This is a genomic window from Archangium sp. (assembly GCF_036277355.1).
In the GTDB taxonomy this organism is placed as follows: domain Bacteria; phylum Myxococcota; class Myxococcia; order Myxococcales; family Myxococcaceae; genus Archangium.
On record NZ_DASUNC010000019.1, the window covers coordinates 46,385 to 70,578 of the forward strand.

At 70.3% G+C, this 24,194-nt stretch carries 22 protein-coding genes; 13 read left to right on the forward strand and 9 right to left on the reverse strand.

Annotated elements, in window-relative coordinates; translation table 11 throughout:
- Positions 1 to 8: 8 nt before the first annotated feature.
- A complete protein-coding gene (locus VFZ09_RS05260) occupies positions 9 to 137 on the forward strand; it encodes a hypothetical protein (RefSeq protein WP_329726373.1) in 129 nt (42 codons plus the stop codon).
- On the opposite strand, the gene VFZ09_RS05265 is transcribed toward VFZ09_RS05260, so the two are convergent.
- Positions 125 to 778 carry an HAD hydrolase-like protein gene (locus VFZ09_RS05265; protein WP_329726374.1) on the reverse strand — a complete coding sequence of 218 codons (654 nt, stop codon included), beginning with the start codon at positions 776 to 778 and terminating at the stop codon, positions 125 to 127. The genes VFZ09_RS05260 and VFZ09_RS05265 overlap by 13 nt on opposite strands.
- 10 nt (positions 779 to 788) lie before the next feature.
- Complete coding sequence (locus VFZ09_RS05270; protein ID WP_329726375.1) at positions 789 to 1,265, reverse strand: hypothetical protein; 477 nt, start codon at positions 1,263 to 1,265, stop codon at positions 789 to 791.
- Positions 1,266 to 1,532: 267 nt separating this feature from the next.
- On the opposite strand from VFZ09_RS05270, the gene VFZ09_RS05275 reads away from it, so the two are divergent.
- Positions 1,533 to 3,179, forward strand: a complete 1,647-nt coding sequence (locus VFZ09_RS05275; RefSeq protein WP_329726376.1) for a DUF692 domain-containing protein — start codon at positions 1,533 to 1,535, stop codon at positions 3,177 to 3,179.
- Between the two features lie 15 nt (positions 3,180 to 3,194).
- Here VFZ09_RS05275 and VFZ09_RS05280 read toward each other — a convergent pair whose 3' ends face one another.
- On the reverse strand, positions 3,195 to 4,136 hold the full coding sequence (locus VFZ09_RS05280; RefSeq protein ID WP_329726377.1) for a hypothetical protein: 942 nt from the start codon (positions 4,134 to 4,136) through the stop codon (positions 3,195 to 3,197).
- 237 nt (positions 4,137 to 4,373) lie between these two features.
- Between VFZ09_RS05280 and udk the strand changes: the two genes are divergently transcribed.
- Complete coding sequence (gene udk, locus VFZ09_RS05285) at positions 4,374 to 5,009, forward strand: uridine kinase (protein ID WP_329726378.1); 636 nt, start codon at positions 4,374 to 4,376, stop codon at positions 5,007 to 5,009.
- A 3-nt stretch (positions 5,010 to 5,012) separates the two neighbouring features.
- On the opposite strand, the gene VFZ09_RS05290 is transcribed toward udk, so the two are convergent.
- Positions 5,013 to 6,014, reverse strand: coding sequence for an alpha/beta fold hydrolase (locus VFZ09_RS05290; RefSeq protein ID WP_329726379.1), 1,002 nt, complete (start codon positions 6,012 to 6,014; stop codon positions 5,013 to 5,015).
- Between the two features lie 57 nt (positions 6,015 to 6,071).
- On the opposite strand from VFZ09_RS05290, the gene VFZ09_RS05295 reads away from it, so the two are divergent.
- From VFZ09_RS05295 to VFZ09_RS05305, 3 genes are all read left to right on the forward strand, one after another.
- Positions 6,072 to 6,977 (forward strand): hypothetical protein, encoded by a 906-nt coding sequence (locus VFZ09_RS05295; protein ID WP_329726380.1) that lies wholly within the window; start codon positions 6,072 to 6,074, stop codon positions 6,975 to 6,977.
- Between the two features lie 225 nt (positions 6,978 to 7,202).
- A complete protein-coding gene (locus VFZ09_RS05300; RefSeq protein ID WP_329726381.1) occupies positions 7,203 to 8,336 on the forward strand; it encodes an AAA family ATPase in 1,134 nt (377 codons plus the stop codon).
- Complete coding sequence (locus VFZ09_RS05305; RefSeq protein ID WP_329726382.1) at positions 8,333 to 8,914, forward strand: hypothetical protein; 582 nt, start codon at positions 8,333 to 8,335, stop codon at positions 8,912 to 8,914. Before VFZ09_RS05300 ends, VFZ09_RS05305 begins: the two co-directional genes overlap by 4 nt.
- A gap of 21 nt (positions 8,915 to 8,935) precedes the next feature.
- Here VFZ09_RS05305 and VFZ09_RS05310 read toward each other — a convergent pair whose 3' ends face one another.
- Both VFZ09_RS05310 and VFZ09_RS05315 read right to left on the reverse strand, forming a co-directional pair.
- On the reverse strand, positions 8,936 to 9,994 hold the full coding sequence (locus tag VFZ09_RS05310; RefSeq protein ID WP_329726383.1) for a nitronate monooxygenase: 1,059 nt from the start codon (positions 9,992 to 9,994) through the stop codon (positions 8,936 to 8,938).
- Between the two features lie 17 nt (positions 9,995 to 10,011).
- On the reverse strand, positions 10,012 to 12,198 hold the full coding sequence (locus tag VFZ09_RS05315; protein ID WP_329726384.1) for a PQQ-binding-like beta-propeller repeat protein: 2,187 nt from the start codon (positions 12,196 to 12,198) through the stop codon (positions 10,012 to 10,014).
- Positions 12,199 to 12,301: 103 nt separating this feature from the next.
- Between VFZ09_RS05315 and VFZ09_RS05320 the strand changes: the two genes are divergently transcribed.
- From VFZ09_RS05320 to VFZ09_RS05350, 7 genes are all read left to right on the forward strand, one after another.
- A complete protein-coding gene (locus VFZ09_RS05320) occupies positions 12,302 to 14,503 on the forward strand; it encodes an HTH domain-containing protein (protein WP_329726385.1) in 2,202 nt (733 codons plus the stop codon).
- Between the two features lie 54 nt (positions 14,504 to 14,557).
- Complete coding sequence (locus tag VFZ09_RS05325) at positions 14,558 to 15,490, forward strand: HEAT repeat domain-containing protein (protein ID WP_329726386.1); 933 nt, start codon at positions 14,558 to 14,560, stop codon at positions 15,488 to 15,490.
- 5 nt (positions 15,491 to 15,495) lie between these two features.
- Complete coding sequence (locus VFZ09_RS05330; protein WP_329726387.1) at positions 15,496 to 16,101, forward strand: hypothetical protein; 606 nt, start codon at positions 15,496 to 15,498, stop codon at positions 16,099 to 16,101.
- A gap of 22 nt (positions 16,102 to 16,123) precedes the next feature.
- The gene (locus VFZ09_RS05335; protein WP_329726388.1) at positions 16,124 to 17,449 is read left to right on the forward strand and encodes a homoserine dehydrogenase; all 1,326 of its coding nucleotides are present in this window, start codon (positions 16,124 to 16,126) and stop codon (positions 17,447 to 17,449) included.
- 107 nt (positions 17,450 to 17,556) lie between these two features.
- Positions 17,557 to 18,561, forward strand: coding sequence for a biotin--[acetyl-CoA-carboxylase] ligase (locus VFZ09_RS05340; RefSeq protein ID WP_329726389.1), 1,005 nt, complete (start codon positions 17,557 to 17,559; stop codon positions 18,559 to 18,561).
- A 15-nt stretch (positions 18,562 to 18,576) separates the two neighbouring features.
- Positions 18,577 to 19,347: a type III pantothenate kinase gene (locus VFZ09_RS05345; protein ID WP_329726390.1), complete on the forward strand. Its 771-nt coding sequence runs from the start codon at positions 18,577 to 18,579 to the stop codon at positions 19,345 to 19,347.
- Positions 19,344 to 20,510 carry a hypothetical protein gene (locus VFZ09_RS05350; RefSeq protein ID WP_329726391.1) on the forward strand — a complete coding sequence of 389 codons (1,167 nt, stop codon included), beginning with the start codon at positions 19,344 to 19,346 and terminating at the stop codon, positions 20,508 to 20,510. Before VFZ09_RS05345 ends, VFZ09_RS05350 begins: the two co-directional genes overlap by 4 nt.
- Positions 20,511 to 20,678: 168 nt before the next feature.
- Here VFZ09_RS05350 and VFZ09_RS05355 read toward each other — a convergent pair whose 3' ends face one another.
- From VFZ09_RS05355 to VFZ09_RS05365, 3 genes are all read right to left on the reverse strand, one after another.
- A complete protein-coding gene (locus VFZ09_RS05355; protein WP_329726392.1) occupies positions 20,679 to 22,382 on the reverse strand; it encodes a response regulator in 1,704 nt (567 codons plus the stop codon).
- A gap of 182 nt (positions 22,383 to 22,564) precedes the next feature.
- The gene (locus VFZ09_RS05360; RefSeq protein ID WP_329726393.1) at positions 22,565 to 23,392 is read right to left on the reverse strand and encodes an anti-sigma factor family protein; all 828 of its coding nucleotides are present in this window, start codon (positions 23,390 to 23,392) and stop codon (positions 22,565 to 22,567) included.
- A 79-nt stretch (positions 23,393 to 23,471) separates the two neighbouring features.
- A complete protein-coding gene (locus VFZ09_RS05365) occupies positions 23,472 to 24,143 on the reverse strand; it encodes a sigma-70 family RNA polymerase sigma factor (protein WP_329726394.1) in 672 nt (223 codons plus the stop codon).
- Positions 24,144 to 24,194 lie beyond the last annotated feature (51 nt).

Here is a 24,194-nt window from a genome sequence, read left to right on the forward strand (position 1 = left end):
CCTGGTACTTGCTTGTGAACCGGGAGGTCTCGTTCGAGGAGCGGGGCCAGGGACACGGCGAGGGCCTGGACGTGGAGGTGGCGAAGGCGAGCGGCCTCGATGCCGGGCGGATCCTCGAGCGCGCCTACGCCAGGTGAGGCAACCCGTTCAGCTGCGCCACCCACTGGAGGATGTCCGCGGGCTGGTGGGCGATGGAGTCCGGGCCCGCGCGCGTGAGGACGTCGAGGGCCTCGAACCCCCACGACACGGACAGCACGCGCAGCTTCGTCTTCCTGCAGGCCACCACGTCCCGCTCCTCATCCCCGACGTACAGCACCTGCTCGGGAGTCAGCCCGTACGTCTTCAGGTACCGGGAGATGACCTTGTCCTTGCCGAACAGGTTGCTGGAGCAGTGCACGCGCTGGACAACAGCCTCCATGCCGTTCCTGGCCAGGAACCGCTGGATGTTCTCGGCATCGTTCGTCGAGATGATGCCGACCGCGAGGCCGTGGCGGTGGAGCGTCTGGAGCACGGGGAGCATGCCGTCGAAGGCCACCAACGAGCCCATGACGTTCTTGTAGCTCCGGGCGACCTCCACCATCACCGAGGGCAGCTTGTAGAGCGGGACGCCCATCTTGCGGCACCTCTCCGGGATGGAGAGCCTGCTCAAGACGGGGATGTCCGCTTCGACCATCGGGTGGAACCGATGCTTCTGCGCCACCTGGTTGTACGCGGCGATGACCACGGACCTCGAGTTGGCGATGGTGCCGTCGAAGTCGAACACCACGTGGGTGATCACGACGCGGGCCTCAGTGCGGCGGCTTGAACGTCCCGGGCCGGGACGCCGCGGCCTGCTGCACGGCCTGCTCGAAGTCTTCCCGGCTGGTGTACGTGTTGATGCCGCCCAGCTTGAGGCTGGCCAGCGACACGCCCATCAGCACCACCTTCGAGCCGAACAGCACGCTCAGCGAGTTGAGCTTCGGCGCGAGCGGGATGGCGCGCTCCGTCATGATGGTCCGCGCCTCGGTGGCGTAGAGCTCCATCTCCTCCCAGTCGTGGAAGACGTCCGTCTTCGTCTGGGTGGAGACGATTCCCTCGATGCTCATCATGGCGAGGTGGGCCAGGTGGGCGTCGTACATCGCTCCCTGGAACCGCGTCACGATGACGTGGGGGGCGGGCTGCCATAGCCGCAGCTCCCCGTTCGGGGTGGTCCAGGTCTTGGTTCCATTCACGACCGAGTGCGCGAGCATGCGGGGCGAGTTACGGCAGCCGACGGCCGGAAGCAAGGACTGACGCTTCCCAGCCGCCGATGTGTGCTGGGGTAGGGGGTCCAACGTCGAGCATAGGTCATTGGCGCGCGGAGTGCTCCCCCTCTCGAGGAAGAGGTCGTCTCGTGGCACGGAGAGGCTCCGAGCGGAGCCTCCCAGGCGGCGAACAAGGCGGGCAGCTCCCCGGTGCGCGGAGGGGAAGACCCTCACCCTGGCCCTCTCAGAGGGAGAGGGGATGTCGGGAGTGCTGTGAATGGGTGCTGCCCCCTGTAGGGTTGACGCTCCATGAGCCACTCTGACGCGGCTGCCTGGCAGCTCCCCTGGCGCGGGCTGGGCCTCAGCAGCAACCTCGACGCGGCGGACCAGCCGCACCCCTACCGGCTGCTCGCCGAGTCGCCCGGCCTCTTCGACTACGTCGAGTACAGCGCCCCCCTGTCGCTCGACGAGACGCGTCGGCACGCCTCGCTCTTCCCCGAGATGTGGGAGCGCCGCGCCGACGTGCCGGTGCTCTTCCACCCCGTGCACCTCAACCTCTACGGCCCCGAGCTGGAGCCCGTGAAGGCACTCGCGGACCTGGACGCGCACGCGCGAGCCGTGGGCAGCGCCTGGGTGGGCAACGACATCGGCTGGTGGCACGCGGGCGGGCAGCCCTTCCCGGGCTACCTCTACTTCACGCCTCCCTTCACCGAGGCCGGCGTCCGCGACAGCGTGGCCCACGCGCTCCACGTCCAGTCGCACCTGTCCGTGCCGCTCGCGCTGGAGAACCCCGCCGCCTTCGCGAAGCGCGGCGAGCTGCACGTGCTGGACTTCATGGCCCGCGTGCACGCGCGCACCGGTCTGCCGCTGCTGATCGATCTGGGACACCTGCTCAGCTACCAGCTCGCCGCCGGGCTGCCGTTGGAGACGGGGCTCGACGGCTTCCCGTTGGACAAGGTGATCGAAATCCACCTCGCGGGCGGTGTCATCACGCGGCGCAACGGGCGGGGCTACTACGTGGATGACCACACCCAGCCCGTGCGCGAGGAGCTCTTCGGCCTGCTGGAGTCGCTGTTGCCGCGCTGCCCCTCGCTGCGCGCCGTCACCTTCGAGGGAGACGGACACCCCTCCGAGGTGGCCGCCCTCACGCTGCGCCGCCTGCGCAAGCTGGTGCCCGCCGCGCGGAAGCCACCGCTCGCGCTCACGCCGGTGAAGGAGCCCGCGCCGGCCCTCACCCGCGAGAGCGAGCCGTGGTCCCTCTACGACATCGGCTACGGCGTGAAGGTGGAGACGGGGAGCGACGGGGAGGGCGCCCGGGCGGAGACGGACTTCCGCCTCGCGGTGGTGGCGGAGACGCTGGACCGGGACTGGCCGGTATCGCGGCTGTTGCTCGCGGGCACGCGGGAGGGGTTGCGCGCCTTCACCGCCTCCAAGGAGTTCCGCGAGCTCTTCGAGGGCCTGGGCCGCTCGCCGGGGCATGCCTTCGCGTCCTGGGCGCGGCGCCAGTTGCGCGAGCATCCGGACGAGGGCGCCGCGGCGGCGGTCACGTTCGAGACCTTCCTGCCCAACGCCTTCATGACGCGGCCCGCACCGGCGCCCGGCCCGGGGCAGGTGGGGCTGGCCGAGGACGTGCGCGTGGGCTCCTTCCCGGTGGAGCTCACGGAGCTCGTCTTCGCCGCGAAGTCCCTGCGCCGTCACCTCACGGGGCGGGCGTGGGCGTGCGAGGTGCTGGACGTGAGTGGCCTCGAGTCGCTCGCGCAGGTGGCGCGGCGTCCGGCTCCGGGCCCGTGGACCTTCGTCGTACGGCGCAGGGGCAGGGGACTGGAGGTGCTCCCGGTGGCGCCCTCGCTGTTGCAGGCGGTGCGCTCGCTCGCGCAGGCGCCCCGGGCGGTGGAGGAGCTTCCCGCCGCGGTGCTGGCGGAGGGCAGGGCCCTGGGCGTGTTGCGCCGGGGCTGAGCCGCGCGGGTTGGCTCAGGGGCAGGGGCCGCAGTCCTTGCCGCAGTTGTCGAACGTCTCGCCCGTGCCGCACTTCTCCGTCACCTGACAGACGCCATCCCCGCACGTGTAGATGTCCGAGCGGAGCAGCCGCGTGGTGATGGCCGGGTAGGTGATGCCGTCGTAGGTGCAGGACACGTAGAAGCGCCGCGAGGCATCCAGGGTGCAGAACCTCGCGCAGTCCAGTTCGACGCGCAGGAGGGGAGCACACGGCTGCGCCTCCGTGTCGCTCCTGCTGGAGAGGGCGCAGGCGCGTGCGGTGCTCTCCCGCTCGTTGAGCGGGCGCCCGTCGTTGCCGGCGTAGACGCCCTCGGCGTTGAAGACGTTGCCGAAGAAGCAGGCCTCCTTCTCCGAGAACAGCGACAGCTCCCCGTCCGAGGTGGGGATGGCCACGCCCGTGGCGCTCAGGCCCTGCACGGAGATGCGGATGTGGAGCTCGTACTTGTCCACGTGGGCCGCCAGACACGCCGAGATGATGCGTTGCTCGGTCAGCGTGACGGGCGCGCCGTTGCTCCAGTCCGGCGCGAGGCCCAGTGTCCCCGTCCAGCTCCAGCTCCGGCCCGTGGTGGCGGACGTATAGGTGCGGCTCACTCCGGCCGGCACGGCGCAGCGGACCACGTACTTCATCACCGTGTCGTGCAGCTCCGGGTTCGTCTGGAACCAGGCGTCGAACCGGGCCGTGGCCAGTCCGTCGAGGGACAGGCCGTTGAGCGGGAGCCCGTTGAGCGACAGCCCATTGAGGGACAGGCCGTTGAGCGACAGGCCATTGGTGGTGTTCAGGTCCTTGACCGCGTGGGCCCGCCAGGCGAGCGGCTCGGGCCCGGGTTCCGTTTCCATCGGTTCACAGCCGCTCGCGGCCAGCAGCACCACCACGAGCCCCAGTCGACGGACACCTGCGACGAAGTCACCGGTTGGCATGGGCTTCCCCCCAACGGTTGCGATGGGTCCGGGCCTGGGCCCGGGGAGCCTCGAAGGCGTGGTCGCGAGGAAGGTGCGCTCCGATTGGAGAATGGGCTTATGGTTGGAATCAGTAAAGGTGATGGATTCGAGTTCGAGGGAGAGGTGTCGGGGGTCCGACACAAGGCCCGAGGCCGGATTTGTCCGGTTTCAGACGCAGTCTTGCGCGTGCCCACCTTGCTGCGGTAGTTGCGGCTCATGTCGTCACCCCTCGTCGTTGGCATCGCCGGTGGTACCGCTTCCGGCAAGACGACGGTCGCCCGGAAGGTCCGCGATGCACTCGCCGACTGCCGCGTGGCCTTCATCGATCAGGACTCGTATTACCGGGACCTGTCGGACCTGACGCTGGCCGAGCGCCGGGAGGTCAACTTCGACCACCCGGACGCCTTCGACACGGACCTGCTCGTCGAGCACCTGCGCGAGCTGAAGGCGGGCCGGCCCATCCAGAAGCCGGTCTACGACTTCGTGACCTCCACCCGGCAGAAGCACACCGTGCGCGTGGATCCGGGGGACATGATCCTCATCGAGGGCATCCTCGTGCTGCACATGAAGCCGGTGCGCGACGAGATGAACGTGCGCATCTACGTGGACACCGACGATGATCTGCGCATCCTGCGCCGGCTCGAGCGCGACATCCACGAGCGCGGGCGCGACTTCGATCACGTGGTGAGCCAGTACCTGCGCCACGTGCGCCCCATGCACATGGGCTTCGTCGAGCCCTCCAAGCACCACGCGGACATCATCGTCCCCCACGGTGGCAACAACGACATCGCCATCGGGATGCTCGTGGGCGCGCTGCGCGGCCGGCTGGTCCATCCCCCCGTGCAGCGGTAGCGCTCAGCTCCGGCGGCGCAGGAAGTCCCGCATGGGGCCGTGCAGCCGCCGGGCCTGGGTGAGCAGGCTCGCGTGGGTGCTCGGCGCGGGCAACTCGTGGTAGTGCGCCCGCACGCCCGCCGCGCTGAGCAGGTGGTACGTGTCGCGCACCCGGGATGGCGGTGCCAGCGCGTCCTCCGCCGCCGCCACCAGCAGCACCGGCGCCCGCACCCGCGCCAGGCTCTCGGAGACGTCTCCTCCCGCGTAGGCCGTGCACAGCAGCGCCCACGTGTTCGCGTCGAAGCCCTCCGCGAAGGCGTCCGCCTCGGCCTCCAGCGCCTGCTCGGCGGAGGGCCCGTGCACCAGGCGCAGGTACTCCAGGTACTGCTTGCGCAGCGTCCGCTTCGGCCCGTGGCCCGGCGCGTACTGGCCCTCGTGGAAGTCCGGATCCAACCGCAGCAGGTGGCGCGTGAGGCCGAGCCGCTCGCGCAGGGCCTCGGGCAGGGTGCGCGCGGCGCCCAGCACCACCACCGCCGCCGGCAGCTCCGGGAAGAGCGCCGCGAGCCGCAGGGCCACCATCCCTCCGAGCCCCACGCCCACCAGGGCCCGCACGTGCTCCACCTTCATGCCGCGGAGCATGGCCGCCACCGCGCGCGCCATGTCCGTCACCGTCACCGTGGGCAGCGCCGCGCCGTAGGGCACTCCCGCCCGCGCGTCCACCGTCACCGGCGAGGTCGAGCCAAAGGGGCTGCCGAGCAGGTTGGGCACCACCACGTGCTGCGTGCACGTGTCCAGCGGCCGACCCTCGCCGGCGAGCTCCGTGCCCCAGCCCGAGGGCCGGAAGGCCGCCTGCTCCACGGGCTCCAGGGCCCGGTGCGAGTGGGTGAGGTCGTGCAGCAGCACCGCAACATTGTCGCCGGAGCGCTCACCGTAGGCGGACCAGGCGAGCTGGGCCCCGCCCAGAAGGCCGCCCTCCTCTAGAGGAAGAGCAACCGGTAACGCCACGCTGCCGGTGGTCTGGTACACGCGAAGGAGGTCTCATATCACTACGGCCGTCATTTCCAGAGACAGGAGCATCTCCGCGTGAAGCGTTATTTCGGAGTCATCGTCATCATCGCCGGTGTCCTCATCGGTGCGCTGATGACGTACCGCGCCTCGAGTGCCAAGGCGCTGCAGGCCCAGCGTGAGGCGGAGTTCGCCCGCATCCAGAGTGCCTACCTGGAGCGCGTGGGCTGGATGCGCACCAACCCGGACGAGGCCGCGTACCGGCAGGAGCTCGCGCCCTTCTTCAAGACGTACTTCGAGCAGATCAGCGCGCACCAGAACCGCTTCAAGCTGAGCAAGGACTTCGACTCGTACCTCGTCGAGCTCGAGAAGCGCGGCGAGAAGGAGGATCGCGCCGCGGACCGCAAGGCCTACTACGAGTACACGCGCAAGGTGTTCGATCAGATGCGCGAGGGCCGCTACAAGCCGGAGTGGACGGCCACGGACAAGGGCATGCGCCTGGACGTGATCGGCTCGGAGCGGGTGACGGTGCTCAACAGGCCGCAGGTGCGGCTGAAGCTGGCGCTCTGGGGCGCGCACCGCGAGGAGCGCACGGACGGCAAGGTGAAGAAGATGGTCACCAGCGCCTCGTTCAAGACGCAGTGGAAGCTCACCGACGAGCGGGGGAAGCTCATCGGCGAGATGACGGGCGATGACCCGTCCATGAAGATCGACTACCCCGAGCGCTTCATCGCCGAGTTCCCGCCGCAGATGGTGCTGGGCCACTACGACATGGATCTGGTGCCCAGCGAGGTGAAGAAGATGGAGATCACCTTCAACGTGGGCTCGCGCGCGGCGTCGGGCGGCGATGTCACGGCCACCTACGTGTGGAAGCTGGACGTGCCCTCCGAGTGGCGGCTGGGCGCGGGTGAGAAGTGGGAGGGCGCCGAGGTCACCGAGCGCTCCGAGGAGGAGATCGATCCCTCGAAGGCGCAGAAGAAGTAGCCCGGCTGGGACGCTCGGGCGGGTGGCACCGCGGCTTGTTCGGGGTGCCACTCGCCGCCTCCGCTCTTGATTCAGCGCGCTACGGTGCTACTCCTCGCGTGAGGAGGACGCGGCATGCTCGAAGGGCTGAAGCTGGAGGGAGTGGGGCCGAGCCCTCGGATGTCGTTCTCGTTCGCCCCGCGTCTCAACCTGCTGACCGGGGACAATGGCCTCGGCAAGACGTTCGTGCTCGATCTGGCGTGGTGGGCGCTGACTTCTCAAAAATGGGAGTCGCTTACCGCCTTGCCCAGGAAGGACTGGCCGGGAAAGCCCAGGGTCGAGGCCTCGATCGTCAGGGATGACGGCGTTCGTCATCGCTTCTCTCAAACCATTCCGCCTTATCCGATCGATCCGGGTGGCTTCGCAGCCCATCAGGCATTGACCCTCTACGCGCGTGTGGATGGAAGTTTCTCCGTGTGGGATCCCATCCGGAACAACCCACACTGGCAGTCGCGCGTGCAGACGCCATTGCCGGAATATGCGTTCTCACGCGAGGAACTCTGGGACGGCCTGGAGCGGAATGGCCGCGTCGTGTGTAACGGGCTCATCCGCGATTGGGTGTCTTGGCAGCTCAAGAGGTCGGAGTCCTTCGATCGTCTGCGACGTGTCCTACGGGTGCTCTCCTCGGATGATCAGGAGCCTCTGACTCCGGGAGAACCCACGCGCATCGGCATCGACGACGTGCGGGATATTCCCACGCTGGAACTGCCCTACGGCACCGTTCCGCTCACCCACGCATCCGCCGCGGTCAAACGGATCGTGGGGCTGGCCTACCTGCTCGTCTGGGCCTGGGAGGAACACCAACGAGCCGCCGAGCTTTTTCGGGAGGAGACGTCCAAATCCCTCGTGCTGCTCGTGGACGAAGTGGAGGCACACCTTCACCCCCGTTGGCAGCGGCTCATCCTGCCGTCCCTGCTGTCCGTGGCCGGTGAGCTGCGTCCCGACGTCAAGGTGCAGATCCTCGCGGTCACCCACGCGCCGATGTTGCTGGCCTCCGTCGAGCCCCACTTCGACCCGGAGCAGGACGCGCTCTTCATGTTCGACCTCGTCGGAGGCGAGGTGAAGGTCACGCGCGCCGACTGGCGGCCTCGGGGCGATGCCAACGCCTGGCTCACGTCGGAAGTCTTCGACCTCAAGGAACCCCGCTCCGTGGAGGCTGAGGAAGCCATCACCCGCGCGAAGGCCGCCCTCAAGGACCCGCAGCTGCCCATCGAGAAGGTGCGGGAGATCCACAACGAGCTCTACCGGCTGCTCAAGGACACGGATCCCTTCTGGCCTCGCTGGCTGGCCCGTGCGGAGGCCGCGGGGATCGAGCCGTGATCCACGTCGAGCCCCAGCCCGAGCCGCCGGATTTCGACTCCAAGGTCCGTCAGCCGGGCCAGTCCGATCTCGCTTCACCGGACGGTGAACTGCGTCCGCATTGGCAACACTGCGCACTGCAGCTCTGGCACGCCTATCGTGGCGTCTGTGCCTACTCGAGTCTCTACATCCCGCGAGGGACGGGCGCGCGCTCCGTCGATCATCTCCTGCCGAAGTCGAAGCATCGCGATCTGACGTACGAGTGGTCCAACTACCGGCTCGCCTGCCTCCGGATGAATGCACGCAAGAACGCACTGGAGCGCGTGCTCGATCCGTTCGAGGTCCAGGATGGTTGGTTTGCGCTCGAGCTCTCCACGCTTCAGGTCATTCCGGCGGAAGGGCTACCTGAAGACCTGCATCAGCGCGTCGAGGAGACCATTGAGCTGTTGGACCTGAATGACGACGAATTCATCCAGGCCCGGGCCGCCTACTACGAGCTCTTCCAGAGCCGCGAGGTGCAGTTCAGCTACATCCAGAGACACTTCCCTTTCCTGGCCAGGGAGCTCATCCGGCAGGGCATCGTGCGCGAGAGCACCTGAGCCGGACATCTCGGCGCTGCGTCATCCCAGCCGCTCGGACTCCGCGATGAGCTGCCGCACCAGCTCCGCCGCCGGAAGGCCGCGGGAGAGCGCGGCGGCCTGACCCGACCAGAGCGTCATGAAGCGGGGGTCCCCCCGGGCCGCCGCGGCGCTTCGCAGTGCTCCCGTGGCCGCGTGCTGGAGCGGGAAGGGGAGGAGGGTGCCCTCTTCCCGGAATGCCTCCGACAGCGCGTTGGCGAGGCCCCGGGCCGGACGGCCGGACAGGGAGCGGGTGATGACCGTCGAGTCATCCCGGGCCTCCCGGAGCGCGGCCTTGTAGGCGGCCGTGGCGCCCGATTCGGGGCAGGTGAGGAACGCCGTGCCCAGCTGCACGCCGCTCGCCCCGAGCACGCGCGCGGCGGCGATCCCCCTCCCGTCCATGATGCCTCCGCTCGCGATGACCGGGAGGCGCACGGCATCGGCGACCTGGGGCACCAGGGCCATGGTGCCCACCATCCCCGCCTCGAAGGGCTCCGCGAACGTGCCCCGGTGTCCGCCCGCCTCGCTGCCCTGCGCGACCACGGCGTCGACTCCCGCCGCCTCCAGCAGCTTCGCCTCCCGCACGTTCGTCGCCGTCCCGAGGAGCACCACGCCTCGCGCCTTCAGCCGATCGAGTGCCGCGTGCGGTGGAATCCCCAGCGTGAAGCTGAAGATCGGCGCTCCGCTCTCCACCACGGCGTCCACCTGCTCCTCGAAGGGCGGGAACGGCGAGGTGGGGGGCCGCGGCGGCTCGAGCCCGAGCTCCTGGTGGTAGCGCGCCAGCTCGGCCAGCATCCGGCTCGGGTCCGCCGGGGCGGGCGCGGGTTGGGGCGCGAAGAGGTTGATCTGGTAGGGCCGATCGGTCAGCTCGCGCACCCGCCGCGCGAGCCGCACGATGTCCGCGGGCTTCATGTAGGGCGCGCCGATGGAGCCCAGCCCGCCCGCGTTCGACACGGCGGCGACCAGCTCCGGCGTCGTGACGCCCGCCATCGGCGCCTGGATGAGGGGGTGCTCGATCCCGAGCCGCGCCGCGAACTGGCGCCATGCGTGGGTGACGCTCATGACCTGCCTCCAGACTCTCAACTACTCACGACCGCGAAGTGGGAGACGAGCCGGTAGGCCGAGATCGTGCCGAGCTCGTCCAGGAAGTAGAGGTTGAGCTGGGCATCGGCCTGGAGCGCCATCAGGCCCGCGCCGGCCCGCACCTCCGCGAGCACGTTGCCGCTGTCCGGATCCACCGCGCGCACGCGCTCGCCCGGCACCAGCACCACCCCCCGCGAGATGATGGGCTGCAGCGCCTTGGTGAGTTGCTCGCCCGCCGCGCCCACGCGCCAGTCCACCTCGCCCTCGTCGTTCACCCGCGTGGCCGCGCCCAACGCCGACGTCACCAGCACTCCGCCCGGCAGCCTCGCCAGCGCGAAGGGCCCCGGCCCCAGGTGCAGGGTCCGTTGCCACCGTGTCTGGCCGTTCGCATCCAGGCACAGCAGCACGCCTTCGCCCTCCAGCTCCCCGGCCACGTACAGCCGCTTCCCGCTCGGCAGCGGCGCCGAGGGCAGGGCGAGTGACATCTCGTACGTCCACGCCGCCTCGCCCGTGTGCGCGTCCGAGAGCAGCAGCGCGAAGTGCGAGCCCTGTCCCAGGGTGGCCACGAAGCGCCGTCCCCAGGGCACCGGGGCGCCCAGGAAGGGCAGGGAAGCGCTCACCCGGAAGCGCACCTGGCCATCCGAGAGATCCAACCCGTACAGGTACCCCGAGTCCGTCGCCAGCAGCGCCCGGTGGGCGTGGAGGCTCAGGTGGCTGCGCCGCGTGCGCGGAGGCGTCAGGCGCCACATCTCCCGGCCCGTCACCTCGTTGTAGGCCAGGGCGATCCGATCATCCGACAGCGTGAGCAGCAGCCCGTCCTGCCGCAGCAACTGGGGGCCGATGCGCAGCCCATCGTGATCATGCAGCCAGCGTGCGCCCGCGCCCCGGCCCAGGAAGCCGCAGACGCGCACGGCGCTCGCCGCCAGGCTGTAGCCGTCCGTCGAGGCCGCCACGCCGTGCGTCGCCGCCCGCCGCCAGATCTGCTTGCCCGACTTGCGCTCGAAGGCGCACGCCATTTGCGGCGCCGAGTACACCGGCCCCTGGCGTCCCAGCATCAGCCGCCCCTGGTCCGCGTCCGCCAGCTTGCGCTGCACCCACAAGTCATCGAAGCGCAGACGGCGCAGGCGTCCCGGCACCTTCAACGGGCGCGAGGCGGCCGTGGACAGGGCCGTCCGGGCCATCGCCATCCCACTCTCCTCGGGAGGCTGCACCGGCCCGCGCAGGTGCGAGAGCCCCTCCCGGCAGCGCTCGGCCAGCTCCACCAGGTACGGGTTGCCCGCCAGGGCCCGCTCGCGCTCGGACATGGCCACCCCCAGCGCCTGCCCCAGGTGGTACATGGCCTCCACCAGCGCCTGGCCCGTCAGCGGGACGGTGGCCCCGCCCAGCCGCGCCTCGCCCGCCTTCAGGTCCAGCGTCAGCTCCGGACGCACCCCCGCGGGCTCCAGGCCGAAGCGCGGCTCGCCCAGCTCCACCGCCCGCGCCAGGTCCGCCGCCTGCCGCGCCAGCTCCAGCGCCGTCAGGAAGGGCGGCCCCGGCGCGCGCCAGGCCACCGGCCGCTCCGGCAGCGACAGCCACACCTCTCCCGGGCACAGCAGCGACGCCAACGCCGGGCCCTTCTCCTTCGCCGAGCGCCGCAGCACGTCATCCGCGTCGTCCAGCGCGAAGCCGAAGCCGGGCACCCCCGGTGGCGCCACCCGCCGTGTGAAGGGCTCGGGACGCCGCTCCTCCCGGAAGTGGACCGGCTCCTCCAGCTGCTTCAGCGCCCGCTCGAGGGCCTGCTCGGCCGCCCCCGCCAGTCTCCGGGGGGCCACCTTCCGGATGTCGTCCAGGAACCCCTGTCCTCCCACCCGCACCGCCTCCGCCAGTTCCTCCGCGTCCAGCCTCAGCGGTGGGCGCAGCAGCCGGGCCGGCCGCGACAGGCTCGCCACCTGCAGCTCGATGTCCGTTCCTGAACGGCGCAGCACCAGCTCCAGGTGCGCCTCCGTCAGCGACACCTGCGCCAGCCGGCGCCCTCCCGCGTGCAGCCCCGTCACGGCTTCCACGAGCGCCGGCACCGCCTCCACGAGCGGTTCCTCCACCGCTCCGGGCAGCAGATTGACCCCGTCCAGCTCCAGCGAAACGGAATCGTGCGGCGCCTCCGCGGGTTCGCGCTTCCACCGATGTCCGATGCGAAAGCGGATCATCCCTTCCCCATTCGTTGACAACCCAGAATAGCGATGGCTAGCATCCGCCGCCTATACGGACCTACATTTTTGTAACCGTTCGATTTTGTTGGGGAATTAGCCGATGACTTTTTATGAGGCCGCTCTCCGCGTGCTGGAGAGCGAAGGACGTCCCCTCACCTTCCTCGAGATCACCGAGAAGTCGATCGCCCAGAACCTGCTGTCCCACGTGGGCAAGACGCCCGAGCTGACGATGTTGTCGCGGCTCGCGGCGATGGCCCGCAGGACGCGCGATCGCAAGGTGGTCGTCACCGCCAAGGACACCTTCGCGCTCGCCGATTGGGCGTTGCCGGAGGATGCCGAGGCGCTGGCGCTGACGGGGGTGATGGAAGCCCATCCTGAAGAGAGCCTGCCGCCCCTGCGGCCGGTCGAGCGTCACCCGGAGCCGCGCACGGACAACGTGCGGGTGGCCGGCCGTGGCAGCGAGCGCAAGCGCCGCCGGGAGGAGGAGGAGGAGGGACGGGGTGGCCGCCGCCGCCGCTTCCCGCCCATTCCGGAGGTGGTGTTCGAGATCCTCAGCGAGGCCGACCAGGCCCTGCGCCCGGACCAGATCCTGGAGCAGGCGCGGACCAAGGAGCTGGCCGCCGAGGACGCCACGGTGGAGGCGCTGCTCACCGCGCTGCTGGAGGACAACCAGCGCCGCATCGACGCGGGCCGCCGGCCCCAGTTCTCCTTCTCGAAGGAGACGGGAGCGGTGGCGCTGGAGCGTGCCGGTGCGCCGAGCGAGGCTCCGCCGCTGGAGCTGCAGGCCGCCTTCGCCGCCGCGCTGGGCATTCCGCTCGAGGACGGCCGTCCGGTGCTGCCGAGGGCAAGTGCCGCCGCCGCCGCGACGCCCGAGGCCCAGGCCGACGCCGCGCTGCTGACCACGGCGCGTGCCGCGGTGAAGGACGCGCGCAAGGCCGTGGCGCGGGTGCTGCGCAAGCGCCTGGGCGAACTGGAGGTGGGCGCCTTCGAGAAGTCCGTCGTGAAGATGATGCACGCGCTGGGCTTCCGCGAGCTGAAGGTGGCCAAGCGCTCCAAGGAAGGCCCGCTGCTCACCGCGCGCAAGCGCGAGGGCAGCGTGGATCTGCGCTACGCCATCCGCATGCTCAAGGGCACGCCGTCGTTGGATCGTAAGGCGGTGCAGGAGCTGCGCAAGGACCTGGGCCACTACTCGGCGCAGGTGGGCCTGCTGGCGAGCGCCGGGGACGTGCGGGGCGATGCGCGCACCGAGGCCCAGGCGAGCGGCTCGCTGGTGATGCTCTGGTGCGGGGACGCGCTCGGCGAGAAGTTCCTCGAGGCCAAGGCCGCGGTGACCGTCACCACGGTGGAGCTGTACGACGTGGACGAGCGCTTCTTCGAGGTGGCGAAGCTCGAGGCCGACGAGGCCCAGAAGCGCCGCGAGGAGCGCCAGCGCGAGAAGCAGGCCCGCGCCGACGAGGGCGAGGAGGGCGCCGAGGAGTCCGAGACTCCGCGCGAGGCTGGCACCGCCGAGCCGGCCGCGCCGTCGCGCCGCGAGGAGCGTCAGCGGGAGCGGGAGGAGCGCAAGCGTGAGCGGGAGGAGCGCCGCGAGGAGCGCCGCCGCGAGCGTCAGGCCGCCGCCCAGGCAGAGCAGGCCGAGGCCGCCGGAGCCGCTGGTGCTGGTGCTGGTGCCGCCGCCGTCGCGCCCACCGAGGCCACCGCGCCCGCCGGTCTCTCCGAGGAGCAGGAGGGCGAGGAGGGGGACGAGGAGGGCGAGGACGAGGATCTGGAGGCCGCGAGCGCCTTCGTGGCCGGGGGTGGACAGCCCGAGGGTGCGCCGGGAGAGGGCGCCGCCGCGGGTGAGCGCAAGCGCCGCCGCCGCCGCCGCCGGGGCCGTCGCGGCCGGGGTGGCCGGGGTCCAGAGGGCGCGCCGGGTGAGGCCGGTGCCGCGGGTGCGACGCCCGCCGAGGGTGCCGCCGCTGGGGTGACGTCCACCGAGGGTGCCGCTCCCGCCGAGGGTGCCGCTCCCGCCGAGGGTGCCGCCGCCGCCGCCGGGGCCACGTCCGCCGAGGGCGCCGAGGGCCTCGCGGCTCCGGGTGAGGCCACGAGGACGGCCGCCGAGTGGCAGTCGCCCTTCCCGAGTGTGGAGAGCGCCGCCACGGCCGAGGCCCAGCGCACCGCCGCGGAGGAGTACGCCCGGGTGGCCGCCGAGAAGGCCGAGTCCGTCGCCGAGGGGGCCCGTGCGCCCTCGGAGCCGGAGCCCGCGAGCCCCGCCAACGGGCCTGCTTCCTCGGGGAGCGGCTCGCCGGAGGGTGGAAACGCCTGAGGTTCTCGCGCTCCCGCGTGAGAGGCGCGCGGGAGTGCGTTAGGGTAGGCCGGTATGAAGCCCGGCCTGCTCATGGTGTTGATGGCCCTGATGCTCGGCGCCTGCCGTTCGCGGGAGCCGAGCTTTCCGGTCGCGCGCATCTCGATCCAGGGCGCGACGTTGGTCGACAACGGCCTGCTCGGTTGGGCCTCGACGGACGTCCACGACCTCTTCGCCCGCACGCTGCGCGACAGCCGCCGCTTCGAGCTGCTCGGAGAGGGCGACAAGGGCGGGAAGGACAAGCGTGCCCAGGGCGCCTGGACGCTGACGCTCGAGCTGCCCTTCACCCGTGAGGCGCTCAAGGACGGCAGCGCGTACTCCTTCGCCGAGGTGGGCGTCACCCTGTCCATGGAGCGCCGGGGCGAGGAGACCGATCAGCGCTACGAGGTGGTGGGGCTGGGCGAGGTGCGCGTGGAGCGCAAGGACGCCGAGGCCCGGCGCGAGGCCCTGCGCGAGGCCCTTCGCCGTGCGCTCAGCCAGGTGACGCAGGCGGCCGCGCTCCAGCTGGCGGCGGTGGATCGCCCGGACGCGGCGCTGCTTCAGGATCTGCGGTCCCAGGATGACCGCATCCGCCAGTTCGCGCTGCGCGTGCTCGCGGACCGGCGCAACCCCGCGGCGGCGCCGCTGCTGATCAGCCAGCTCCAGGAGGAAGACGATCCGCAGACGGTGCGTCAGGCCATCGGCGCGCTGGCGGAGATGAAGGCGCGGGATGCGGTGCCCGCGCTCATCGACCTGGTGAAGGATCGGGAGATCGGCTTCGTGCAGGAGGTGGTCTTCGCCATCGGGGAGATCGGCGGACCCGAGGCCGAGGCATACCTCTTCACCGTGGCCCAGGGCCACGATCAGCCGGATGTGCAGGCCGCGGCCCAGCAGGCACTGGATACACTCCTGGCATCACGCAAGCTCTCTGCTCCGGAGGCGCGCGGCACGGACCGCGCGGAACACTGACACCTATGAAGCTTTCGTCTGTCGTACGGTGGGGCCTCGGGGCCTCGCTGCTGGTGGTGGGTGCTGGCGCATGCTCCTCGAGCCGGCAGCAGGTGGCCGAGCGGGAGACCCGTCCCGCCGCCAATTCCCTGGCCGCGTACTACCCGCTGGCCGTGGGCAACCGTTGGACGTACCGGGTCAACGGCCGCGCGGACCGGACGGTGGACGTGGAGGTGCTCAAGGAGGAGGACGGGTACTTCCACGACAACCAGGGCGGGCAGCTCTCGGTGGACGGCTTCGGCGTGAGGGATCGCAAGCGCTACCTGCTGCGCGGACCGCTCACCGAGGGCACCCAGTGGACCAACGTGGTGTCCGTGTCCTCCACCGAGCGCTACCGCATCCTCCAGGCGGGAGTGCCCTGCGAGGCGCCCGCGGGCTCCTTCCAGCACTGTGTGCGGGTGGAGGCGCGCAACCGCGTGGATGCGGAGACGACGCTGGTGAACGCGCTCACCTTCGCCGAGGGCGTGGGACTGGTGCGCATCGACGTGTCCGCCGAGAAGAGCAACGGCGAGCGCCTGCCGCAGACGTGGTTGGAGCTGGCGTCCTACAAGCTCCAGGAATCGGGCCGCTGAACAACGCAGGGGAGGGAGTCACGTGAAAGAGATCGGCATCGCCCTGCTGGGACTGGGCAACGTGGGACTGGGGACGTACCGCATCCTCGCCAACCACGCGAAGGACATCGAGCGCCGCCTGGGAGCCCGGGTGCGCGTGCGCCACGTGCTGGTGCGCAACGCGGGCAAGGCGCGGCCCGAGGACGTGCCCGCCTCGCTCATCACCCATGACATGAAGACGATCCTCGAGGACAAGGACGTCTCCGTCGTGGTGGAGGTGATGGGAGGGCTGAGCCCCTCGCGCGAGTACCTCGAGCAGGCCATTGCCTCGGGCCGCAACGTGGTGACGGCGAACAAGGCGCTGCTGTCGGCGTACGGAGAGGCGCTCTACTCGAAGGCCCTGGCGCGCGGGGTGGACGTGCACTTCGAGGGCGCCGTCTGCGGCGGCATCCCCATCATCCGCACGCTGCGCGAGGCGCTCGCGTCGGACCGGGTGGAGTCGCTCACCGGCATCGTCAACGGCACCACCAACTTCATCCTCTCGGCCATGGCCAACGAGGGGGCCAGCTACGCGGACGCGCTCCGGCGCGCGCAGGAGCTCGGCTACGCGGAGGCGGATCCCACGCTGGACGTGAGCGGCATGGACGCGGCGCAGAAGCTGTGCCTGCTGGCCTCGCTGGCCTTCTCCGCGCGCGTGTCCCCCGAGTCCATCCTCGTGGAGGGGATTACGAGCCTCACCCCCACGGACATCGCCTACGGGCGCGAGGCGGGGTACGTGCTCAAGCTGCTCGCCACGGCGCGCCGGGCCCCCGAGGGACTGGACGTGCGCGTGCACCCGGCCTTCATCCCCTCGGCCAGCCCCCTGTCGGACGTGAGCAGCGCCTTCAACGCGGTGCTTCTCCAGTCCGCGGCGCTGGGGGCCTCGCTCTACTCGGGCCGGGGCGCCGGAGACCTGCCCACGGGCAGCGCGGTGGTGTCCGACATCATCGACACCTGCCGCAACCTCCTGGCCGGCGTCTCCGGGCGGCTGCCCCTGCCGTGCCCGCCCCACATCCACGACGTGCCCCTGCTGTCCTCCGGGGAGCGCCGCGGGCCCGTCTACCTGCGCTTCTCCGTGAGCGACGAGCCCGGTGTGCTGGGGCGCATCGCCAGCGTGCTGGGCGAGAAGGGGGTGAGCATCAACTCGGTGCTCCAGCGCCCGCCTCGTCCCGCGGACGCGCACGCCACCATCGTCGTCTTCACCCACGACACCCGCGAGGCGGACGTCTCGGCCGCCGTGCAGTGGATCGACTCACTGCGCAGCACACGTGCACCTACCCAGGTCATCCGCATCGAGGAAGGCCCGGGAGTGTTGCTCGCCAGCCGTTAGGAGGGCAGGCGGGCATCCGAGCGAAGGTTCACCACCCGGCGGGGCCTGTTGAAAGCGGGGCCGCCGATCCCTACCCTGGGAGCCCTTTTTCCAGGGAGGTTCGCGGCATGGGTGTCACGGAGAACGCCGAGCAGACGCAGCAGGAGATCATCCTCGGCTTCCTCGCGGACGGGCGGGAGGAGTTCCTCTCGGGCGAGGCGCTCTCCGCCAAGCTGGGCCTGTCCCGGACCGCGGTGTGGAAGCACGTGCAGTCGCTGCGCGAGAAGGGCTACCGCATCGACGCCGTGCCCGCGCGGGGCTACCGGCTGGTGGACGTGCCGGATCGGCTCTCGCCGCTGGAGCTGGCGCCGCTGCTGTCCACTCACGACCTGGGCCAGAGCATCCACTTCCACGAGTCGCTGCCGTCCACCAACGAGGCCGCCTTCCGGCTGGCGGCGGACGGTGCCGAGCACGGCGAGGTGGTCATCACCGATCAACAGACTGCGGGCAAGGGCCGCCGGGGCCGCACGTGGGTGTCGCCGGCCGGGTTGAACCTGTACTTCTCCGCCATCCTCCGGCCGGAGCTGCCGCCCCAGCGCGCCCCCGAGCTCACCCTGGTGGCCGCGGTGGCGCTCGCCGAGGCGCTGCGCGAGGCGGATGCCGACGCCCTCATCAAGTGGCCCAACGACGTGCAGATCGGCGGCCGCAAGGTGGCGGGCATCCTCACGGAGCTGTCCGCGGAGCCGGAGCGGGTGCACTTCGTGGTGCTGGGCATCGGCGTGAACCTCAACGCGGGCCCCGAGCACTTCCCGCCCGAGGTGGCCAGCACCGCCACGTCGCTCTCCCAGGCGCTGGGCCGGCGCGTCAACCGGGCCCTCTTCACCGCGTCCCTCTGGGGCCGCCTGGAGGAGTGGTTGGATCTGCACCACGAGGTGGGCTTCGAGCCGGTGCGCGCGCGCTGGAAGGAGCTGTCCGCCACGCTGCGCCAGGAGGTGCTGGTGCGTACCGGCGGGTCGGAATTGCGCGGTGTGGCTGAAGACATCGACACGTCGGGTGCACTGCTGGTGCGGACGGCCGGGGGCTCGCTGGAAAGGGTGCTCGCCGGGGATGTGGAGCAACTGCGGCCCCGCTAGACTGCGCGGCGAGCCATGCTTCTCGCCATCGACGTCGGCAACACCAACACGGTGATTGGGGTGTACGAAGGCAAGCGCCTCCTGGACCACTGGCGTCTGGAGACGAGTGCCCGCCGCACGTCGGATGAGTACGGCATCCTGCTGCGCCAGCTCTTCCAGTCGAGCGGGATCGATCCGGACAAGGTGCGCGCGGTGGCGGTGTCCAGCGTGGTGCCGCCGCTGCAGTTCAACCTGGAGCGGATGAGCGAGCGCTACTTCAAGACGCGCCCCATGTTCGTCGGGCCCGGGGTGAAGACGGGCATGCCCATCCTCTACGACAACCCGCGCGAGGTGGGCGCGGACCGCATCGTCAACGCGGTGGCCGCCTACGACAAGCACCACCAGGGCCTCATCGTGGTGGACTTCGGCACGGCCACCACGCTCGACGCGGTGACGCCGAAGGGCGAGTACCTCGGCGGGGCCATCTGCCCCGGCATCAACATCTCCATGGAGGCGCTCTTCCAGAACGCCTCGAAGCTGCCGCGCGTGGAGCTCGCCCGGCCTCCGCACGTGGTGGGCCGCAACACGGTGCACTCCATCCAGTCCGGCCTGTTCTACGGCTACGTGGGCATGGTGGACGGCATCTGCGCCCGCCTCCAGTCGGAGATCGGCTTCGAGACGCGGGTGGTGGCCACCGGTGGCCTGGCGCCCCTGGTGGCCAGCGAGTCCAAGCTCATTCACGAAGTCGACGAGTTCCTCACGCTCGAGGGGCTCCGCATCATCTACGGAAGGAATCACGCCTCATGAGCACCGCTGCCCAGCCGATCCCCGCGGCCCCCGCCGGTTGTCCCATCACCGCCGAGTTCCTCCCGCCCAACATGCGCAAGCATGTGGATCCGGCCGCGCCCGTGCCCCTGCGGATGATGGCCGCCAAGGCGCTGGTGCCGCTGGCGCCCGCGGACATGCTCGGCGCGCTCTTCATGCTCACGTTCGACGCGGACGCGGCGGTGCGGGAGACGGCCGCCAGGTCGGCCGCGGCGCTGCCGGATCGCTTCTCCACGGGCCTGCGCGACGAGGCCGTCGCGCCCCCGGTGCTGGGCTGGTTCCTCTCGCTGCTGGGCGGCAAGGACGCCCTGGCGGAGATGCTCGTGCTCAACCCGTCCACGCCGGATGACGCCGTGGCCGAGGTGGCGCGCACCTGCAGCGCGAAGATCGCGGAGATCATCGGTCAGAACCAGCTGCGCGTGCTGCGCTCCGAGAACATCATCCGCGGCCTGTGCGCCAACCCCCATGCCACCCCGGCGCTGATCGACAACGTGTGCGACTTCGCGGTGCGCAGCGGCATGGCCGTCGCGGATGTGCCCCAGATGCAGGCGGCTCGCGTCCGCGTCTTCGGGCCCTCCGCCGCGCCCCCCGAGGCCGGTCCCACCGCCGAGGAGATCCTCAAGGAGCTCGAGGACGCCACGCCCAAGGCCGCCGCCGCGGCTCCGGCGGAGGCGAAGGAGGGGGAGGATCCCACCGCCGCCATTCCCGAGGCCAAGAAGCTCAGCCTCACCCAGCGCATCATGAAGATGAGCATCGCCCAGAAGATCAAGCTGGCGACGCTGGGCAACAAGGAGGCGCGCAGCTTCCTCATCCGCGACACCAACAAGCTCGTCTGCACCGCCGTGATCCGCAGCCCCCGCATCACCGACGGCGAGGTCCTCAGCTGCGCCACCAACAAGGCCGTCAACGAGGAGGTGTTGCGCATCATCTACAACAGCCGTGAGTTCACGAAGAACTACAAGATCAAGATGGCGCTGTTGAAGAACCCCAAGCTTCCGCTCGCCGTGGGCATGAAGTTCCTCAGCACCCTGCGCGAGAACGACCTCAAGGATCTCAGCCGGGACAAGAACGTCCCATCAGGCCTTCAGAGCGTGGCCAAGAAGATGGTGGACAAGAAGAACGAGCCCAAGAAGGAAGAGAAGTAGGGCTCGGGTGGGGGAGGGGCCCGCTCGGGTTCGAACCCGGGGCCCTCGATACCCTCACCCCGTCCCTCTCCCGATGGGAGAGGGGATGTGACTCGGTGGGGCAGGGGACTCCCTGGGAGGGTCCCCGAGACGACTGTCTCGAGGGGACTCCTCGACGACGGCTCTGCTTCAGGCGACGGCTTCTTCGTCGTCCTCGACTGCCGGCTGCTCCTCCAGGAGCTGCGTGGCGATCGCCAGCGCCTTCTTCGTCTTCTCGCGCAGCTTCTCGTCCGACTTGATGCGCGTGTACAGCCGCGCCACGCGGTCCTCGTTGCGCGCCACCTGCTCCTCCATCTCGGTGATGCGCTTGCGCAGCTCGTCCGTCTCCTGGCCCGCCTGCGCCTTCACCGCCTCCAGCTCCTCGCGCCAGCTGTCGCCCTCGCTCCTCGCCGCCGCCAGCTCCGCCTCCAGCTGCTCCGCCCTCGCCCTCAGCTCCTCCACCTCGCCCGACTGCGCCTGGTACTGCTCCACCTCCGCCTGCAGCGCCGCCGCCCGCGCCGTGGCCCCTCGCGCCTCCTCCTTCGCCGCATTCAGCTGCTGCTCCACCCGGCGCCGCTCCGCCATCAGCTGATCCGCCTTCGTCTTCAGCGTCTTCAGCTCCGCGTCCCGCCGCGCGATCTCGTCCGTCGTCCCGTTGGCCTGCTGCTCCAGCGCCAGCAGCCGATCCTGCTGCTCGACGATCTCCTGCTCCTTCTGGTTCAGCTCGCTCTTGAGGCGGAGGATCTCCCGATCCTTCCGGTTGGACGCCTCACGCAGCGCCAGCGTGGCCGAGTCGTTCTTGCCCACCGAGGCCTTCGCCGTCTCCAGCTCGGTGTTCTTCGTCTCCAGCTCGGCCTCGAGCTCCTGCACCCGCGTCTCCGCGCTGCTGGCCTGGCTGCGCGCATCCTCCAGCGCGCCTTCCATCTCGAGCACCTTGGCGCGCAGGTTGCGCAGCTCGGCCGCGTCCGCCGCCGACATGGCCGGAGCCGCGGGCGTGCTCACCGGAGCCGCCCGGGGCGTGGGGGCCGGCGGCGTAGCGCGGGGCGCGGGCGTCACGGGCGCCGGAGCCGGCCTGGCCACCGGAGCCGGAGTGGGGCGCGCCACCGGAGCAGGGGCCGGCTTCGGAGCCGGGGCCGGCGGGGGCTCCGGCGGCATGAAGCCCACCACCGTCTTGTCGCTGTCCATGCCCAGCGAGTCGAGCGCGTTGTCGTCCTCGCCACCGCCCAGGCCGTCCAGCCCGGAGAAGTCGTCCTCGGGCGAGCTCAGCTCCGGCGGGGCCTCCACCGGCTCCTCGATGCTGCCCGTCACCGGCGGATCATCCACGCTGTCGCCGAACGGGTTGTCGAGCAGCGCCAGCTCCTCGCCGTGGCTCTCCAGCGGCTCGCCCTCGATGGCCAGCTCCTCGCCCTGCACCGGCTCGTCGCCCAGTCCGTCCAGTCCGCCCAGGCTCAGGCCGTCATCGACGACCTCGCCCGCGGGCAGCTCCGGGAAGCCGATCAGCGCACCGGCGCGATCCACCAGCTCGTCGGCGTTCACCGGCTTGGCCACGTAGTCGTCCGCGTGCGCCTTCAGCTTGCGGTGCTGAGCGAAACCATCCGGGTTGCCGATGATGATGATCGGAATCGTCTTGAGCTCATCGTCCTTCTTCAGCTTGCCGCAGATCAGATAGCCGTTCTGTCCGGCCGAGAGATCCACCGCGAGCACCACCAGCTCGGGCCGATCACGGCGGATCTGCTCCACGCTGCCCTTGCCGTCGGTGGTCTCCTGCACCGCGAAGCCGCGGGCCTCCAGGGCCTGCCGCAGATTCGCGGAGAGGGCGGTGTCACTTTCGACGATCAGGATGTTCTTGGACATGGAAGGGATGCCGGACCTGTTGGGGCGTGCGCGTCGCGCGTCGGAGACGGGAGACGGCCACGCTGGAAAACTCGCTCGGGGAGGCTATCGGTGCCTACCGGGACCGTCAATCTTCGGTCCAGTCGGAGTTCCAGGCAGTCCAGCTCGTGGGGCAGGCGGGCAGCCCGCGCCGCACGGGTGCTTCAGCGCTGTAGCGACACGGGCCGCGCGGCCACGTCCGGCGAGACCGGATGCGACGGCCGGCTCTTCATCGCCGCCTGCTCGGCCACCATGCGGCGGATGTCCGATTCGTCCAGGTCACTCACCAACTCGTAGACGATCTCCTCGTCCCGCCACACCGCCACGTTGTACCCGTGGCTGGAGCCCACCTGCACGGAGGGCAGGGGAGGGGCCTCCACCTCGCGCTTGGCGTCGTCGAAGACGAACAGGCCGATGCGCCGGGCCGGCGCGCCCTGCTTGTCCGCGTTGCGCTCGTAGCTGATGTACGCGGCGGGGTACTTCTCCACGTTGGAGATGCGCGCTCCGGCCAGCTGCACGTTGGGCAGCCGGGGCACGGAGACCCGGTGGTCCAACTTGCCGTCGAACCAGGCCTCCACGTGCTCGTGCGAGTGGCCCGCGACCTCCACCGGCAACTGCCGGGCGTGCCAGCGCGCGGCGTCCTCCACGAAGCGCTGCCGCTGCTCGGGCCGCAGCACCATCCACGCGCCGCCGGCCATCAGCACCACCACGGCCGCGGCGCTCGCGCGCAACCACCACATCTGCGTGTCGCGGCGCTGCTCCTGGCGGATGCCCAGCTGGATCCGCGCCCTCAGCGCATCCGGAGCGCGGGTGGTCTCCACCGCGTGACGCGCGGCCCGGCGCAGCGACTGCTGCATCCGGACTTCCATGTTCACCCGCTGCGCGCACTCGGCACAGCCGGTGAGGTGCGCTTCAACGTCCAGCCGCTCCTCGGGCTGAAACTCGCCGTCGAGGAACGGGTAGAGGATGGAATCGAGTTCCTGGCAGGTCATGAGCGCTCAGGGCGGGAGATGGTTGGGGTCCCGTTCGGAAATATCGTGAAGAAATATTTCCGGGGCCATCAACCTCGATCTACCCCACCTTCTTCCTGCGTCGGTAATCTTCGAGGTTCGTCGGTGATCCCGCGGCGGCGGCCGTGCTGTCCCCATTCGCCGCCTCGCCCCCGTCCTGACGCAGCACGCCAGAGCCCTGCGCGTACTCGCGCAGCGTCTTCTGCAGCAGCTTGCGTCCGCGGAACAGGCGGCTCATCACAGTACCCACGGGGCACTCGAGGATCTCCGCGATCTCCTTGTAGGAGAACTCCTGCAGGTCCGCGAGGATGACCACCAGCCGGAAGTCGATGGGCAGCGCGTCGATGGCGCGCAACACATCATCCGACAGGAGGCGATCGAAGAAGTACTGCTCGGGGTTGGCCGCGAAGTCCGTCGCGTCCCGGCTCACGAAGCGCTCGTGCACCGCCTCGCGCTCCACACCTTCCACCACACTGCGCTCCTTCACCTTGCGCCGGTAGCGGTTGATGAAGGTGTTGGTGAGGATCTTGAAGAGCCAGGCCTTGATGTTGGTGCCGCGTTCGAACTTGTCGAAGAAGCGGTAGGCCCGCATGCAGGTGTCCTGCACCAGGTCCTCGGCGTCCCGCTCATTCTTCGTCAGCCTCAGGGCCGCGGAGTATAGCGGGTCGAGGTGGGCCAGGGCCAGTTCCTCGAATTCCTGCTTCGTCCGGTTGTTCTGCCTGAAGTCCAGCATGCTCCCGCCTTCCAGAGGCCCGAAATTACAGGCAATTGAGTCGTTACCTAC